This window comes from Kitasatospora sp. NPDC088346 (genome assembly GCF_044740765.1).
Classification (GTDB): domain Bacteria; phylum Actinomycetota; class Actinomycetes; order Streptomycetales; family Streptomycetaceae; genus Kitasatospora.
In genome coordinates this window covers 16,572-30,994 of record NZ_JBIURH010000030.1, presented here as the reverse complement: position 1 = coordinate 30,994, position 14,423 = coordinate 16,572, and the positions used below count along the sequence as shown (strand labels likewise).

15 protein-coding genes are annotated in these 14,423 nt (G+C 74.9%); 11 read left to right on the top strand and 4 right to left on the bottom strand.

Annotated features, from left to right (window positions below; all coding sequences use genetic code 11):
- The first annotated feature begins 89 nt into the window (after positions 1 to 89).
- From ACIOFR_RS29340 to ACIOFR_RS29330, 3 genes are all read left to right on the top strand, one after another.
- Positions 90 to 719, top strand: coding sequence for a transcriptional regulator (locus ACIOFR_RS29340; protein ID WP_401002232.1), 630 nt, complete (start codon positions 90 to 92; stop codon positions 717 to 719).
- 239 nt (positions 720 to 958) lie between these two features.
- Positions 959 to 2,092: an aminotransferase class I/II-fold pyridoxal phosphate-dependent enzyme gene (locus tag ACIOFR_RS29335; protein ID WP_401002231.1), complete on the top strand. Its 1,134-nt coding sequence runs from the start codon at positions 959 to 961 to the stop codon at positions 2,090 to 2,092.
- A complete protein-coding gene (locus tag ACIOFR_RS29330; protein ID WP_401002230.1) occupies positions 2,089 to 3,030 on the top strand; it encodes an ornithine cyclodeaminase family protein in 942 nt (313 codons plus the stop codon). Before ACIOFR_RS29335 ends, ACIOFR_RS29330 begins: the two co-directional genes overlap by 4 nt.
- 36 nt (positions 3,031 to 3,066) lie before the next feature.
- Here the strand turns inward: ACIOFR_RS29330 and ACIOFR_RS29325 are convergent, their stop codons facing one another.
- Complete coding sequence (locus ACIOFR_RS29325; RefSeq protein ID WP_401002229.1) at positions 3,067 to 3,465, bottom strand: nuclear transport factor 2 family protein; 399 nt, start codon at positions 3,463 to 3,465, stop codon at positions 3,067 to 3,069.
- Positions 3,466 to 3,684: 219 nt separating this feature from the next.
- Between ACIOFR_RS29325 and ACIOFR_RS29320 the strand changes: the two genes are divergently transcribed.
- Positions 3,685 to 5,046: a Fic family protein gene (locus ACIOFR_RS29320; protein WP_401002228.1), complete on the top strand. Its 1,362-nt coding sequence runs from the start codon at positions 3,685 to 3,687 to the stop codon at positions 5,044 to 5,046.
- Between the two features lie 98 nt (positions 5,047 to 5,144).
- On the opposite strand, the gene ACIOFR_RS29315 is transcribed toward ACIOFR_RS29320, so the two are convergent.
- Positions 5,145 to 5,624, bottom strand: a complete 480-nt coding sequence (locus ACIOFR_RS29315) for a hypothetical protein (RefSeq protein WP_401002227.1) — start codon at positions 5,622 to 5,624, stop codon at positions 5,145 to 5,147.
- A gap of 531 nt (positions 5,625 to 6,155) precedes the next feature.
- Between ACIOFR_RS29315 and ACIOFR_RS29310 the strand changes: the two genes are divergently transcribed.
- The 5 genes from ACIOFR_RS29310 (at position 6,156) to ACIOFR_RS29290 (ending at position 11,081) form a co-directional block, all read left to right on the top strand.
- Positions 6,156 to 7,634 (top strand): hypothetical protein, encoded by a 1,479-nt coding sequence (locus tag ACIOFR_RS29310; RefSeq protein WP_401002226.1) that lies wholly within the window; start codon positions 6,156 to 6,158, stop codon positions 7,632 to 7,634.
- A gap of 63 nt (positions 7,635 to 7,697) precedes the next feature.
- Positions 7,698 to 8,591 carry a hypothetical protein gene (locus tag ACIOFR_RS29305; RefSeq protein ID WP_401002225.1) on the top strand — a complete coding sequence of 298 codons (894 nt, stop codon included), beginning with the start codon at positions 7,698 to 7,700 and terminating at the stop codon, positions 8,589 to 8,591.
- A gap of 44 nt (positions 8,592 to 8,635) precedes the next feature.
- Entirely contained in the window at positions 8,636 to 9,820 is a 1,185-nt protein-coding gene (locus ACIOFR_RS29300) for a hypothetical protein (protein ID WP_401002224.1), read from the top strand.
- 52 nt (positions 9,821 to 9,872) lie between these two features.
- The gene (locus ACIOFR_RS29295; protein WP_401002223.1) at positions 9,873 to 10,421 is read left to right on the top strand and encodes a hypothetical protein; all 549 of its coding nucleotides are present in this window, start codon (positions 9,873 to 9,875) and stop codon (positions 10,419 to 10,421) included.
- Positions 10,422 to 10,565: 144 nt separating this feature from the next.
- Positions 10,566 to 11,081, top strand: coding sequence for a PaaI family thioesterase (locus ACIOFR_RS29290; protein WP_401002222.1), 516 nt, complete (start codon positions 10,566 to 10,568; stop codon positions 11,079 to 11,081).
- 17 nt (positions 11,082 to 11,098) lie between these two features.
- On the opposite strand, the gene ACIOFR_RS29285 is transcribed toward ACIOFR_RS29290, so the two are convergent.
- Both ACIOFR_RS29285 and ACIOFR_RS29280 read right to left on the bottom strand, forming a co-directional pair.
- The gene (locus tag ACIOFR_RS29285; protein ID WP_401002221.1) at positions 11,099 to 11,539 is read right to left on the bottom strand and encodes an SRPBCC family protein; all 441 of its coding nucleotides are present in this window, start codon (positions 11,537 to 11,539) and stop codon (positions 11,099 to 11,101) included.
- Positions 11,540 to 11,591: 52 nt separating this feature from the next.
- On the bottom strand, positions 11,592 to 12,401 hold the full coding sequence (locus ACIOFR_RS29280; RefSeq protein WP_401002220.1) for a polysaccharide deacetylase family protein: 810 nt from the start codon (positions 12,399 to 12,401) through the stop codon (positions 11,592 to 11,594).
- A gap of 253 nt (positions 12,402 to 12,654) precedes the next feature.
- Here ACIOFR_RS29280 and ACIOFR_RS29275 point away from each other — a divergent pair, with 253 nt between their 5' ends.
- Both ACIOFR_RS29275 and ACIOFR_RS29270 read left to right on the top strand, forming a co-directional pair.
- Positions 12,655 to 13,074, top strand: coding sequence for a YciI family protein (locus ACIOFR_RS29275; RefSeq protein WP_401002219.1), 420 nt, complete (start codon positions 12,655 to 12,657; stop codon positions 13,072 to 13,074).
- A complete protein-coding gene (locus ACIOFR_RS29270) occupies positions 13,047 to 14,420 on the top strand; it encodes an RNA polymerase sigma factor (RefSeq protein WP_401002218.1) in 1,374 nt (457 codons plus the stop codon). The genes ACIOFR_RS29275 and ACIOFR_RS29270 overlap by 28 nt, the downstream gene beginning before the upstream one ends.
- Positions 14,421 to 14,423: the final 3 nt, after the last annotated feature.

Here is a 14,423-nt window from a genome sequence, read left to right as displayed (position 1 = left end):
CGACCGTGGGCCGGCCGACCGTGGGCCGGCGACGGTGGGCCGGCCGGCGGCTGTGGACCGTCCATCCAACTCGGACTTATAGTCCAGGCATGGGGAACGCGGAGCCGGGGTCGGACCCCCGGGTACGGATGTGGGCACCGGTGTGCCAGGCGGTCGCGGCGCTGCTCGGCCCGTACGCGGAGGTGGCGCTGCACGACCCGGCCACCGACCGGGTACTGGAGATCTGGAACCCGCTGACCTCCCGCCGCGCGGGCGACCCTTCGCTCCTCGGCGAGCTGGACGACCTCGAACCGTCCGCGCAGGACGTCTTCGGTCCGTACGAGAAGCTGCTGGCGGACGGCCGCCGGCTCAGCTCGGTCAGCGCGGTGCTGCGCGACGACCTCGGCGCGCCGTCCGCCGTCCTCTGCATCAACCTCGACCGGACGCCGCTGGACCAGGCCGCCGCCGTGCTCTCCGCGTTCGGTGCCCCGACGGTCCAGCGGCCCGAGCCGCTGTTCGAGCAGGACTGGTCGGAGCGGATCCAGAGCATCATCGGCGGCTACGTCCGGGAGACCGGTCGGCCGGTGGAGCGGATGACCCGCCAGGACCGGCTGGCCGTCCTCGGTCGGCTCGACGAGGCCCGGGTGTTCGCGGTGCGGCGGGCCGCCCCGGTCGTGGCGGGCGCGCTGCGGGTGTCCCGGTCCACCGTTTACGGCCTCCTGTCCGAGCTCCGGGACTGAGCCGTCGGCCTGTCGCTCCGTCCGACGGGCGTGAACGCCGTTCACTGTGAACGGCGTTCACAGTGAACGATGTTCATCCTTTGCGGCCACGGGCACATCCCTGCCCCTTCCTGGACAGATTGTCCAGACTGGATTTATAGTCCAAGGCAAGCAGGGTGGACGATGGACACGTCCCTCGGACGCCGCCGCCCCGGCCTGCCGCCCGCCGCCGGTGGAACCAGCGCAAAGGACCGACCGCCATGACCCGACTGCCCGACTTCCGGCTCGAAACCTACTTCTCCCGGTGGGAGTTCACCGCCCGCCACCACCTGACCGCCTCCGACGCCCAGACCATGACCCTCGCCGAACTGCTCTCCCTCGCCGACGACGCCGACCGCGACGCCTTCCAGAACCTCCCCCTGGGCTACACCGAGACCTTCGGCGACCGGGCCCTGCGCGAGGTGATCGCCGAGACGTACGAGAACGCCGAGGCCGACGACGTCATCTGCTTCGCTGGCGCGGAGGAGGCCCTCTACCTCGCGATGAACGTCCTGCTCGGCGCGGGTGACCACGCGGTGGTGGTGACCCCGAACTACCAGGCCGCCGAGACCGTCCCGCTGGCGCTCTGCGAGGTCACCGGCGTCGCCCTCGACCCGGACCGGGACTGGGCCCTGGACCTGGACGCGGTCGCGGCGGCGATCCGTCCGAACACCCGCGTCGTCTCGGTGAACTTCCCCAACAACCCCACCGGGAAGATCATCGACGCCACCGACTTCACCGCCCTCGTCCGGCTGTGCGACGAACGCGGCATCCACCTGTTCAGCGACGAGGTGTACCGGGGCCTGGAACGTGACGGGGTCACCGCCCCGCCCCAGGCCTGCGACCTCTCCGAGCGTGCGCTCTCGCTGAACGTGACGTCCAAGGCGCTCGGGCTGCCAGGCCTGCGCATCGGCTGGATCACCTGCCGCGACCGCGCGCTGCGCTCCCGCCTGGAGCGGGCCAAGCACTACACCACCATCTGCAACTCCGCGCCCAGCGAGGTCCTGGCCCGCATCGCGCTCAAGGCCCGCGACACGATCCTCGGCCGCAACCGCGCGCTGATCGCCTCGAACCTGCCGCACTTCGAGGCCTTCTTCGCCGAGTTCCCGGACGACTTCGACTGGCGGGCGCCGGACGGCGGCTGCGTCGCCTACCCCCGCTACCTCGGCGCCGACGGCGTCGAGGAGTTCTGCACCCGCCTGGTCGAGGAGGCCGGCGTCCTGCTGCTGCCGGCCGGCATCTACCGCTCCGAGCTGACGCCCACCCCCACCGACCGGTTCCGCATCGGCATCGGCCGCCGCAACCCCGAAGAAGGCCTGGCCGCGTTCGCCGGCTGGATGCGGACCGCCCGATGAACGTACCCGTCCTCGGTCCCGCCGCCATCGAACGGGTCGCCGTCCCCCGTCTGATCCTCGACACCGTCCGGGACGCGTCGATCGCCCACGCCGAGGGCCGCACCACCGTGCCGCCGCCGCTGCACCTGGAGTTCCCCGGCGCCGAAGGGGACTGTCACGTCAAGGCGGGCTGGATCGCCGGTGCCCCCGAGTTCGCCGTCAAGATCGCGACCGGCTTCTACGCCAACCCGGGCCGCGGGCTGCCCGCCAACCACGGACTGGTCTGCGTCCTCAGCGCCCGCACCGGCGAGGTCCGCGCCCTGCTCGACGACCGCGGCATGCTGACCGCCTGGCGCACCGCCGCCGCGGGCGCGCTGATCACCCACGCGCTGGCCCGGCCCGACGCCGCCGAACTCGCCGTCTTCGGCACCGGGCAACAGGCCCTGCTCCAGGTCACCTGGCTGGCCGAACTGCGGCCGCTGTCAGCCGTGTTGGTGCACGGACGCCGCCCGGAGCGGGTCGCCGCGCTGTGCGGGGAGCTCCGCAGCCGTGGTCTCCGGGCCCGGCCGGCCACGGCCCGGGAAGCGGCCGGCGCCGACATGATCGTCACCACCACCCCGGCCACCAGCCCGGTCCTGGACGCCGCCCACGTACGGGACGGCGCGCACGTCACGGGGATCGGCGCCGACATGCCGCACAAGAACGAGCTGCCGCCCGAACTCTTCGCCCGCGCCCGGATCATCGCGACCGACGACCATGCCCAGTGCCTCGACCACGGCGACTTCGGTCACGCCGTCCGCGCCCAAAGCGCCACCCGCCGGAGCGACACGGCGGTCGGCCACCTGCTCGGATCCCCCGTGCACCGGCCCGACGGCGCGATCACCGTCGCCGACCTCACCGGCGTCGGCGCCCTCGACGCGGCGCTCGCCTCGGCCGTCCTGCACCGACTGCTGCCCTGAACCGTGTGGGCGGCCCCGGCGGCCCCGGCGGCCCGGTCAGGGCCGGTCGTACCAGGCGAAGGACGCGATGCGCCAGCCGTCCGGCGTACGGACGAACTGGAACGTCTTGCTGCCGCCGCCCTCGAACGGCTCGCCGTCGAGGATCCCGGACTTGCGGTACTCACCGAACCGTGACGCGATGTCGCCCACGACCTCGGTCCGCTCCGCGGTCTCCCACTCGGAGAACTCGACCAGCCGCCCGCCGGCCAGCAGCTTCTCGCGGGGCTCGATGAACTCCTCCACGGTGTAGACCGTCAACTGCGGCCCCGTCAGCACGATCACGCCACCCGGCAGCATCAGCCGACGGATCCGTGCCACATCGGCGACCCGACCACCCCGGTTGTCGAAGGCACCGAAGAACTCGGCCGTCACCGCGTCAAGCTCGGTCTTGGACATGGCGCCGACGGTAGCACCCGAATCGCCCCGGCCAACGGCCTTTCGCCCGAGGCCGAGCACTCCGTTCGACGGCCCACGGTACGGTCCCCGGACGCCTGCCGGAGACCTGGGCCGATGGCAGACCCGGGCCGGTGACGGACCCGGGCGGGCCGGTGGCAGGGGCGCGCCCCGCGGAAATCCGCTTGAACCGGTGCCCGGTGGGTGTGGCACGCTTGCGCGGTGATTCCCGACATGGCCCCCGCCTACCTGGACTGGGACGAGGTGGACCCCGCCCGTCACCCCTTCGACGCCGAGGAGGTGACGCGGGTGGTGCACTCGCTCGGGCCCGCTCGGCGGGTGCCGCGCCGCCCTGACGTCCCCGTCGTCGACGCGGCGATGCACGCCTGGAGCAGTGGCGAGGCCAAGCTCTGGGCCGACGCGATGTCCCACGCTCTCGTGGAGCACTACGGCCGCTGGGCCGTGGGCTGGCGCTGGTCGCACGACGAGGGGGACTTCGACGGCGGGCCGGTCGGGAGCTGGTGCTGCCCGCGGGACTCGGTCACCACGCCGGAGGAGACGCTCGGCCGGGTGGTCGCGGCGGTGACCGAGTGGCGGGAATGGCTGGAGAGCCTCGCCGGCTGGTTCGAGGCGTACCCGCTCGACCTGGGGGCCGTCGAGGACCAGCGGATCCTGTGGGAGCGCGCCGCCCGCAACCTGATCCTTCAGGTGAGCGACCGTACCGGCAGCGGCAGTGGCTGGTACGGGCACTGCCACCAGGTGCTCACCTGGTTCCTCAGCCGCTGGGACGTCGCCCCCGACGTGGCGGACGACCTGGTCGAGCAGGCGATCGGCGGGCGCTTCCGGAGCTGGACCGGCCCCGACGCGGTGCTGGTCGACGACGTCGCGGAGCGGCTCGCGCTGTCCCTGCGGCCCGGCGACGGTGTACCGCCCACCACCGGGCCCGTGCCGGACCACCTGCAGCGCTGGCTCGCGGTGCGGGCCACCGTGCCGTGGCAGGACGCCCCCGACGGCGGCGCGGCCGGACCGGTGACCCCGGCGCGCGACGGCGCGGCGGAGGACATCCGCGCCTTCGACGGCGCCGTGGACCCCGCCCGGGCCGAGGGCCTGCTCGCCGCCCTGGAGGTGATGCGGGCCGACGCGGCACGCGGCGCCGCGCTCGACTTCGAGCTGCTGCGCGGCTGGCAGCAGCACGTCCTGGACACCCCGCAGCCGCCGCCGTTCCGCAGCCGGCCCGCCTTCGCCAAGGGCGGCCGGGAGCGCTACGGCATCGACCCGGACACCCGCAGCCGCCTCGACGCCTGCCTGGCCGAGAGCGCGTCGAACGGCCCGCGCTCCCTCCCCCTGGCCGCCCGCGCCGCCCGCGCCTGTCTCGACGTCTGCTTCTTCCACCCCTTCGACGACGGCAACGCCCGGGCCGCCTTCCTCGCCCTCCTCTTCGTCCTCGCCCGCGAGGACGTCGCGCTCGGCAGGGTCTTCCTGCTCCGCCGCGTCGCCTTCCACGCCGGCAACGCCGAGGACGCGATGACCCTCGCCCGGTACGTCGACTCCCACCTCGCGGAGACCCGGCGCGCCCTGGCATAGGGGTGGCGGTGGCACCGACGGCTCGTGAGACCGCCGTCGCGTCCAGGGTCGCCGGTGTTCCTCCGCGGTGGGCCGCCCGGCCCCGGGGCGCGGAGGCGTCAGGCGGTCGCCCTGCCCGAGGCGACCAGGGCCGTGAGGGCGGTCCGCTGGACGTACACCAGAAGGCCGACGGTGACGCCGGCCATCACCAGGGCCATCAGGACGTGGCCGAGCGCCGAGACCAGGGCGAATCCGGCGGCGCCGAGCAGCACATGGGTGCCGATCCGCAGGCCCACCAGGGCGAGAGCCACCCTGCGGGTGCCCTTGCCGCGCCACAGCAGCCCGGCGAGCTTCAACCGCCGGCGCAGCACGGTGAGCGAGACGGTGATGTTGACCGTCACCAGGACGATCAGCGCCGGCCAGGCGGACGGGAAAGCCCGCAGCAGGTCGAAGGCACCGGCCAGGATGCCCTCGAAGCCGAAGAACCAGGCGGGCAGCCGCATCTCACCGATCGACGGCAGCACCTCGGCGGCCGCCCCGACGGCGTGGAAGCCGGTCGTGGGTCCGGATGCGGCCGTGTCCGTGCCGGTGCTCTGCATGGTGTCCCCCGTGGTGTCGTCCCCGCAGGGACGTGCTCGCCCCCGAGATGATCACAACTCTCGCAGGCGGGCCCGGCCGCAGGTAGTGACGGCGTGCCAGCAGGAGGACGTGACGGACGTCATGACCGCCTGCTGACACGCGGGACGCGTGCGGCGGGGCCGACGACCGAGGGCGCGTGGCGCCCACCGACCGTGCAGCCGAAGGGAGTTGTCCGCCGGCAGTGGCGGCCCGCGGAGCGGTTCGAATGCGATGAGTTGCGATTCGATCACGGAGAGTCCCCGCCTGGCGTGGAGGAGGGGTGCGGGTGGGAGGGTCTTCCGGGGAGGCCGTGGACGCAGGGGGTGCGTTCGGCCGGGGGGTGGCGTGTGGGCGTGGTGGAGTGGTGGCGGCCCGTCGGTGGGACGGCGGGCCGGGGGCTGGTCGCGGTGGTGGCCGCCGGGATGTTGGCTTCGGCCTGTTCGGGGTCGGGTTCCGGGGCGGGTACGGGTGGTTCGGGCGGTGGCGCCGACGCCCCGGCCACGGGCCGGACGATGCTGGTGGTCACGGGCGCGGGTGAGCCGGACCGGAGCGCGGTGCCGCGGTCCGGGAGCGTCCGGTTCAGTGCTGACGGCAGGAGCTGGCAGGAGGCGGTGGCCGGCGGTTCGGCGCTCCTCGGGGTGGCGGCCTCCGACGGTCTCGCGGTGGCGGTCGGCGTCGACGGGGCCGGACACGGGACCGTCCTGACGAGCCGGAACGGGCGCCGGTGGAGCGATCCCGTCACCGTGCCCGATCCGCTGGTCGACGTGGCGCACGGTCCGGACGGGACCTGGCTGGCGGTCGGCCGGGCCCGGGACGTGGACGACTTCGGGGGCGCGGTCGTCGTCTACCGGAGCAGCGACGGCAAGGCCTGGGAACAGGTGAACCGCCACGAGGCGGTGGCGGGCCGCTACGACCACCGGCCGCTCGCGGTGGCCCACGGCGGGGGCCGCTGGCTGATGCTGGTGCACGACTGCGCGGGCGCGAGCCTGTGCGGCGTGCACCTGGTGAGCAGCATCGACCGGGGCGTCTCCTGGACGGAGATGCCGACCGATGACCACCCGGAGGGGCGGGACGCCAGCGTGCCGAACGGTCTGATCGGCCTCGCCCGGCCGGCCGGGCTGGCCCACGACGGCCACCGGTTCGCCGCGTTGGGGGTACGGGAGGTGCGGCCCGGGAGCAACGCCGCGCCGGCCGCGGTGGGCGGCGTCAGCACGGACGGCGTCGCGTGGGAGCGGCTGTCCGGTGCGGTGGACGGTGCTGTCCCGACCGCTCTCACCTGGTCGGGCGACGCCTGGCTGGCCGTGGACGGGCCACCGGCCGCCGCGGCGGCCTCGGCCGACACCGGGACGGCGACGCCCGGCGTCGCCGGGCGCGGCGTCTGGTCCAGCGCCGACCTGCGGAGCTGGACCAGGCTCGCCGCCCTCGACGCTCCGGTGCGCGACATCGCCGTCCTCGACCCGGCCCGGGGCGCCACGAAGGCTCCCGCACCCGCCGGGTCGCTCCAGGTCCGGCCGCAGGCGCTGGAGCTCCTGGCGGAGGACCGTACCGTCCGGGACACCTTCCGGTACGACGCGGGCCCCGCCCGTGCGATCGCCGCACTGACGGCACTTCTGGGGGAGCCGACCGGAAGCACCTTCCAGCCGGGCGACCAGATCTGCACACCGGATCGGACCGAGGTCCGCTGGGACGGGATCACCCTGGTCGTGCCGGGTCGGGATCCGGCTGCGGCCACCTCGTTCGGCGTCCGGCAGGAGGTGTCCCGGGCGACCGAGCAGGACCCGGCGCGCCTGCGGACCGTCCAGGGCATCGCGCTCGGCAGTACCCGGGAGCAGGTCGGCACCCTGGCGCCGGGGAGTCCGGGCGCGCGGTCGGACGACCGCGAGGTGGTGCTGACGGAGTCGCCGGACGGGGAGCAGGGCGTCCTGGTGCAGCTCACCGCCCGTCGGGTGACCGGGATCGCCGCGCCCGAGCCGCTCGTGGACACGTGCTGACCGCTGCCCAACCGCACCGGTACCGGCCCCGACGCCGGACCGGGCAGGACGACCGGAGGACGCATGGCACAGGCACAAGGCGGCCCGGGCCCGGGCGGCCCCGCACAGGGCCCGGCCCCGGGCGGCGCACGACCGAGCCAGGCCGCCCCCGCACCACCCCCCGCATCCCCCTCCGCCCCCGCACCACCCCCCGGCGCATCCCGCTCCTGGCGGCGCCGGTGGATCCGGCTGCGGCGGCGCGCGACCCGGCTGTGGCTGGCCGGCGGGATCGGTGCGGCCCTGATCGGCGCGCTCGCCACGCTCCTGGCCACGCCGGTCGGCACCTGGCTGGACGAGCCGGACACCGCGCCCAAGGCGGCGCTGTGGGACCGCGGGAAGGACGAGTGCGCCATGAGCTGGATGTTTCCCGGCTCCTCCGGCGGCCTCCAGGCACCGGGGAAGCAGCCGCTGACCGCCTGGGCGACCTCGCACGGCGGCGTGCCCGCGGCCCGGGACGAGTTCGGATTCCAGGTCCAGGGCACGTCCGAGACGCAGGTCGTCCTGTTGCAGGCCAGGGTCGTGGTGGACGCGCGGGACGCGCCGGTGGGAGGGATCTGGGCGGGCGTCGGCTGCGGCGGCCCGAAGGACTACCGCTACCTCGACATCGACCTGGACCAGCCGTCACCCAGACCGGTGGCCGTCGGTGTGAACGAGGACGGCAAGGCGATCGACTTCCCCTACCAGGTCTCCCGGGGCGAGTCGGAGGTGTTCGCGGTCGCGGCCCACGGGGAGCTCAACGACGTCCGGTGGCACCTGGAGATCGACTGGGCCTCCGACGGCAGGACCGGCACCCTGGTCGTCAACCAGGGGGGCCGTCCGTTCCGGCTCACCGGGACGTCCGCCCGGACGGCCCGCTGCCTCTGGGCGCCCGACCGGACCACCTTGACCGCGCAGTCCGTCGGCTGCGAGAGCCGGTGAGGCGCGGCGGGCCGGCAGGGAGGGCAGGGCGGGGAAGACGCGCCGTGCCGGCCCGCCGGGCGTGGGCCCCGGCGCTCGCCGGGCTGCTGGCGGCCGCCTGCACCGGTGGCGGCGCACCCGCCGCCGGGCCCGTGGCGACGGCCTACGCGCCCAGCGGCAGGGTCGACCTGGTGGACACGTCCAGGACCGGCGGACCGGTCGCGGTCGCCGGCGGCGGCCTGTGGTGGCCGAACCCGGACCACAAGGCGTTCACCGGCCGCCCGCTGGCCACCCTGCACCCGATGACCGACATCCCGACCCGGGCGGAGAACGCGGCCGTTCCACGGGTCAGGATCCCCGGCGCGGCCTACCGCGTCCTGGAGGCGGACGGCTCGCTGTGGGTCGCCGGGCCGAAGGAGATCAGGCGTTACGACCCCGGCACGCTGCTCCGGCACCCGGCGGCCGCGCCACTGGCGCGACTGAAGCTCCGCGAGGCGGTCGACGAGCAGTGGGTCTTCGAGATGCCGCTGGCCTCCGGGTTCGGCTCGGTCTGGGCGATCGTTCCGGGGGAGTCCGCCCCGTACGGCCTGACCCGACACCTGGTCAGGATCGATCCCGCCCGCAACGCCGTCGTCTCCGACACCGCCCTCGGTGACGGTGCGGAGGTCCCGATCGCCCTGGGGGCCGGGCCCGACCGGCTCTACGCGGTGACCGCCGGCGCCGTCACCGCGGTCGATCCGGCCGACGGCCGGGTGGCAGCGGTGGCGAACGTCGACGGCCTGGGGCACGGCGCACGGGTGATCCTCGGCGCGGTGGTGCTCGACGACGCGCTGCTCCTCCAGGTCGGGGAACGCGAAGCGCCGCGGGACGGGAAGGCGTTCGTCACCCTGGACCTGGACACCCTGGCGGTACGCGACCGGGCGCCGCAGCAGGACGACGACCGGTCGAGGTTCGTCCTCAATCCGATGACCTCCCACCACGACGAGGCCTGGGCGGCGCAGGGGAGCGGGCTGATCCGGATCGGCCCGCCGGGGACGGGGACGCCGGTGGTCGACGACCTGCTGCCGCAGGAAGGACTGCCCTGGATCTGCCCCAGCACCCCGGCGGCCACGGACCTGGCCCTCGACGGCGCGGTGCTCTGGGCCAGCGGCCAGGAGGGCGTCTGGGCGATCCGGGCGGACGCCCTGCCCATGATCCACGCACCCGTGCCCGCGTACACCGCGAAGGCGTGTCCGCCCGAGGACCTCTGACGCGACGACGACCCCCGCACCTGCACCGCAGACCCCTGGAGAGTGACCGCCCATGACCCCCGTACGTTCCGCCCTCGCGCGGACGGCACTGCTCGTCCTCGCCCTGCTGCCGCTCGCGGCGGGCTGCACCGGCGGCGGCGAGCCGAAGACGGCGAATCCGCCCGCCGCGCAGGGGGAGGAGGACGCGGGCGCGGTGGACGGCTCGGACGTCGGCCCGGGGTCGGCCACCAGACCGGTCCGCTGGCAGGCGGGCGTCCTGCTGGACATCGACACCTACCAGGATCTGGACGACCTGCCGTCCGGCCGCCCGGGGCTCGCGCCGCCCCGCGACCCGGTGGACGTCCGGGTGACCCTCCGTGAACTCCGCTTCGAGCCCGGCGCGGTGGTCGGCAGCTGGACCGGGCCGCCCGAGGTGCCGACGGCCGACATGTGCCTGGCGATCCTCCAACCGCCGCTGGCCGAGCGGACGATCCCCCTCCCCGACGGATCGGCGTGGTGCTTCCGCACCGTCCAGGGCCGGGTCGGAGTCCTGAAGGTCGCCCGGGTGGACCTGCACGCGGTCACCGTGGACATGACGGTCTGGGAGGGCACCTCCGGCTGAGGCTCGGCCCCGGAGCGGGCGGCCCCCGCAGGCACCTTCGCTGCCGTCCGGTGTCGTCCGCTGCCGTCCGGTGTCGGAAACGGTACGGATCCTGCCGGGTTCGCCACTCCCGCCCGGCCTGGGCGGATCCCTAGGGTCGGCTGTATGACGATCTACGAATCCCAGGCCACAACCCGCTCGCGCACCCACAGCTGGGAGCCGCGACCCGAGATGACCGCGGATCTGCTGGCGATGTCCGGGCTGGAGGTCCTCCGGGGCGCGCTGGACGGGACGTGCCCGGCGGCCTCGATCATGAGCACCCTGGGCTTCCGGCTCACCGCGGTCGGCGACGGCAGCGCCACCTTCGAGGGCGACCCCGGGGAACACCTGCTCAACCCGATGGGTACGGTCCACGGCGGCTTCCTGGCCACGCTCCTCGACTCGGCGCTCGGCTCGGCCGTGATGACCCGGCTCCCGGCCGGATCCGCCTACACCACCGTGCAGTTGGGCGTCCACCTGGTCCGGACCGTGAACGCCGACACCCAGGTCCTCCGCTGCGAGGGCACGGCCCTGCACGTGGGACGGACGACGGCGACCGCCGAGGCCCGCGTGGTGGGTGCCGAGGACGGCCGGCTGTACGCCCACGGGACGACCACCTGCGCGGTGCTCCGGTTCGGCTGACGCCGGGCCGGGCCGGTTCAGCGTCTCCCATCGAGCAACCGCCGCATCACCCGTCCGAACACCAGCCGCCCGCCCCAGGCGGTCGGCCCGTCGAGCAGTCGCGGCAGCCCCGCCATCCGCAGGTCCTCCCGCCACTGGACCACCGACCCGCCCGGCCGCGGCCGGACCTCGATCTCGGCCCACCCGACGACCACCCGGCCCCGCTTCTCCAGCCGGCACAGCCCGGGCCGGCCCTCCGCCGGGGTCTCCCAGCGCGTCACCTCCATCGGGTCGTCGAACCCGACCGGGCCGACCGCCGTACGCGCGGTGAAACTCGCCCCGACCCCCACCGGCGACGCACTGGTCACCCGGATCGCCGTGAACGGCACGGGCCCGGCGTGCCGCTCCCAGTCCGTCATCCGGCGCCACGCCTCGACGGCCGGCAGGGGTGAGCGACGGGTGATCCGGAGCAGCGCCATACGGCGATCCTAGGCTCGCGGAGCCGCCCCGACCGCAAGCCCGGGCCCGCGCTCAGTGCGGGGTGGTGAACTGGTAGCCCTGGCCGATCAGCACCGGGAGGTAGGCGCGCAGGGCCGTCACCGTCTGGGCGCGGTCGCCGCCGCCGTCGTGGTTGAGGAGGATCGAGCCGGAGCCGACGGTCGTCAGGATGCGGTCGACGATGGTGGAGCTGCCCGGGCGGGACCAGTCGCGCGGGTCGACCGACCAGGACATGGGCCGCATGCCGAGCTCGGCGCCGAAGCGCAGCGAGGCCTCGGTGAAGTCGCCGCCCGGCGCGCGGAACCAGGTGGGCGCGCGGCCGGTCGTGGCGTACAGGAGGTCGCTGGTGCGTCCGAGCTCGTCGCGGGCCGCGGTCTCGGACAGGCTGCGCAGGTCGGGGTGGGACCAGGTGTGGTTGGCGATGTGGTGGCCCCGCGCGGCGATCTCCCGGACGAGGTCCGGGTACCTGGCGGCGTTCTCCCCGACCAGGAAGAAGGTGGCCGCGATCCGGTGCTCGTCGAGGATCTTGAGCACGGCGGGTGTGTAGGTCGGGTCCGGCCCGTCGTCGATCGTCAGTGCCAGCAGCCGGTCGGTGGTGGACAGCACGCCCAGCGGCGCCCGCATCGGAACCGCCTGGGGGCGGCCGACCGCCGGTGCCGCCGCGGCGGCGGCCGGTGGCGCGGCGGGGGAGCTGGCCGCGTCCGGGGGGTGGGTCGCCTCGGCGGCCGCCGCGCCGGTGGTGTCCGCCGCCTGCTCGGTGCTCTCGCGGGGTGGGGCGCCGCCGCAGGAGCGGGGCGAGAGCAGCGAGAAGCCGGCCCCGGCGAGCAGGAGCCTACGGGTCATGACCTGACGATGCGACAACATGATTAGTGCATCCCCGAAACGGCCTCCGCCCTCCCGCCGGAGGCCGTACCCGGCCCCCAGACCCACCCGGCCGGCCCAACGCCCGCCCCGGCAGGCCCTGGCGGGGGCCTGCCGGAGGAGCCGTCCGAAAAGAATTCCCTCCGGCTTCGTGGCGTGTGTCGATCCGCGGCGGCGCCGTTCGACCTTGGGGTGAGAGGGTCGAGAGGCGGCCCTCACACCAAGGAGATCGATCATGGCGAAGTACATGCTGATCATGCGCAACACGGACGAGTCCCTCGCGAAGATGATGGAGACCCCCTTCGACGAGATGATCGAAACCGTCGGCCGCTTCAACGAGGAGCTGATCCGGGCGGGCGTGCTGGTCGCCGCCGAGGGGCTGGACGACCCCGGCCAGGGCGTCGTCGTCGACTACAGCGGCGAGACACCGGTGGTCACCGACGGCCCCTACGGCGAGACCAAGGAGCTCTTCGGCGGCTTCTACCTGATCGAGGTCGCCTCGAAGGAGGAGGCGGTCGAGTGGGCCAGGCGGATGCCCGCGCTGCCCGGCTCGCAGTGCGAGATCCGCCGGGTGCCGGGCATCGACGAGTTCCCGCAGGACAACGAGTGGATCGTCAGGGAGCGCGCGTGGCGCGAGCGGACCGGCCAGCTCTGATGCCCGAAGCCGCGGACGGTCCGCCGGACCACGACCCGGACCTGGACCCGGACCACGACCCGGTCCGGGTCCCGGAGTCGGCGCGGCGCGCCGTCGAGGCCGTCTGGCGGATCGAGTCCGCCCGGATCGTCGCGGCGCTCGCCCGCTACACCGGGGACTTCGAGCTCGCCGAGGACGTCGCGCAGGAGGCGCTCGCCGAGGCGCTCGTCAGCTGGTCGCGCGACGGCGAGCCCGCCAACCCGGTCGGCTGGCTGCTCGCGACCGCCCGCCGCCGCGCCATCGACGGCTTCCGCCGCCGCTCGGCCCTGGACCGGCGTTACGCCGTGCTCGCCGGGCCGCTCGCCGAGGGCGAGGCGGACGCCGGCGCGCCACCGCCCGGGAACCGGCCGGACGACCCGCCGTGGGACCCCGACCGGATCGAGGACGACATCCTCGCCCTGATGTTCGTGGCCTGCCATCCGGTGCTCTCGCCCGAGGCCCGGGTGGCCCTCACCCTCCGCGTGGTCGGCGGCCTCACCAGCGAGGAGATCGCCCGGGCGTTCCTGGTGCCCGTCCCGACGGTGCAGGCGCGGATCACCCGTGCCAAGAAGACGATCGCCGCGGCGGGCGTCCCGTTCGAACTCCCGCCGCCCGAGGAGCGGCGCGAGCGGCTCGGCGCCGTCCTGAGCGTCCTGTACGTGGTCTTCACGGAGGGCTCCACCGCGACGGCCGGCGACCGCCTGCTCCGCTCCGACCTGGCGCAGGAGGCGATCCGGCTGGCGCGGATGCTGGTCGCGCTGCTCCCCGGCGAGCCGGAGGTGTACGGGCTGCTCGGGCTGTTCGAGCTCACCGCCGCACGCTTCCCGGCCCGGACCGGGCCCGACGGCGAGCCGGTGCTCCTGGAGGACCAGGACCGCCGCCGGTGGGACCGGTCGGCGATCCGCCGCGGCCTGGCGGCGGTCGGCCGGGCCGCGGGGCTCGGGCGCGGCCTCGGCCCGTACGGGCTGCAGGCGGCGATCGCGGGCTGCCACGCGTCGGCGGCCTCGGTCGCGGAGACCGACTGGGACCGGATCGTGCTGCTCTACGAGGCGCTCGGCCGGGTGGCGCCGTCGCCCGTCGTCGAACTCAACCGGGCCGTCGCCGTGGCGATGGCGAGCGGCCCGCTGCCGGCGCTGTCCCTGGTGGACGACCTGGCCGTCGGCGGCCGCCTGTCCGGCTCCCACCTGCTCCCGAGCGTGCGCGGCGAGCTGCTGGCGCGGCTCGGCCGCACCGCTGAGGCGCGGGCGGAGCTGGAGCTCGCCGCCCGCCTGTGCGGCAACCTGCGCGAGCGGTCGGTGCTGCTGCGCAAGGCGGCCGCGCTGGGGTGAGCC

What these genes read in the sequence shown, in the direction of transcription:
- ACIOFR_RS29340 (WP_401002232.1), top strand. Translation starts at nt 90, where the DNA reads ATGGGGAACGCGGAGCCGGGGTCGGACCCCCGGGTACGGATGTGGGCA.
- ACIOFR_RS29335 (WP_401002231.1), top strand. Translation starts at nt 959, where the DNA reads ATGACCCGACTGCCCGACTTCCGGCTCGAAACCTACTTCTCCCGGTGG.
- ACIOFR_RS29330 (WP_401002230.1), top strand. Translation starts at nt 2,089, where the DNA reads ATGAACGTACCCGTCCTCGGTCCCGCCGCCATCGAACGGGTCGCCGTC.
- ACIOFR_RS29325 (WP_401002229.1), bottom strand. Translation starts at nt 3,465, where the DNA reads ATGTCCAAGACCGAGCTTGACGCGGTGACGGCCGAGTTCTTCGGTGCC.
- ACIOFR_RS29315 (WP_401002227.1), bottom strand. Translation starts at nt 5,624, where the DNA reads ATGCAGAGCACCGGCACGGACACGGCCGCATCCGGACCCACGACCGGC.
- ACIOFR_RS29310 (WP_401002226.1), top strand. Translation starts at nt 6,156, where the DNA reads ATGCTGGTGGTCACGGGCGCGGGTGAGCCGGACCGGAGCGCGGTGCCG.
- ACIOFR_RS29305 (WP_401002225.1), top strand. Translation starts at nt 7,698, where the DNA reads ATGGCACAGGCACAAGGCGGCCCGGGCCCGGGCGGCCCCGCACAGGGC.
- ACIOFR_RS29295 (WP_401002223.1), top strand. Translation starts at nt 9,873, where the DNA reads ATGACCCCCGTACGTTCCGCCCTCGCGCGGACGGCACTGCTCGTCCTC.
- ACIOFR_RS29290 (WP_401002222.1), top strand. Translation starts at nt 10,566, where the DNA reads ATGACGATCTACGAATCCCAGGCCACAACCCGCTCGCGCACCCACAGC.
- ACIOFR_RS29285 (WP_401002221.1), bottom strand. Translation starts at nt 11,539, where the DNA reads ATGGCGCTGCTCCGGATCACCCGTCGCTCACCCCTGCCGGCCGTCGAG.
- ACIOFR_RS29280 (WP_401002220.1), bottom strand. Translation starts at nt 12,401, where the DNA reads ATGACCCGTAGGCTCCTGCTCGCCGGGGCCGGCTTCTCGCTGCTCTCG.
- ACIOFR_RS29275 (WP_401002219.1), top strand. Translation starts at nt 12,655, where the DNA reads ATGGCGAAGTACATGCTGATCATGCGCAACACGGACGAGTCCCTCGCG.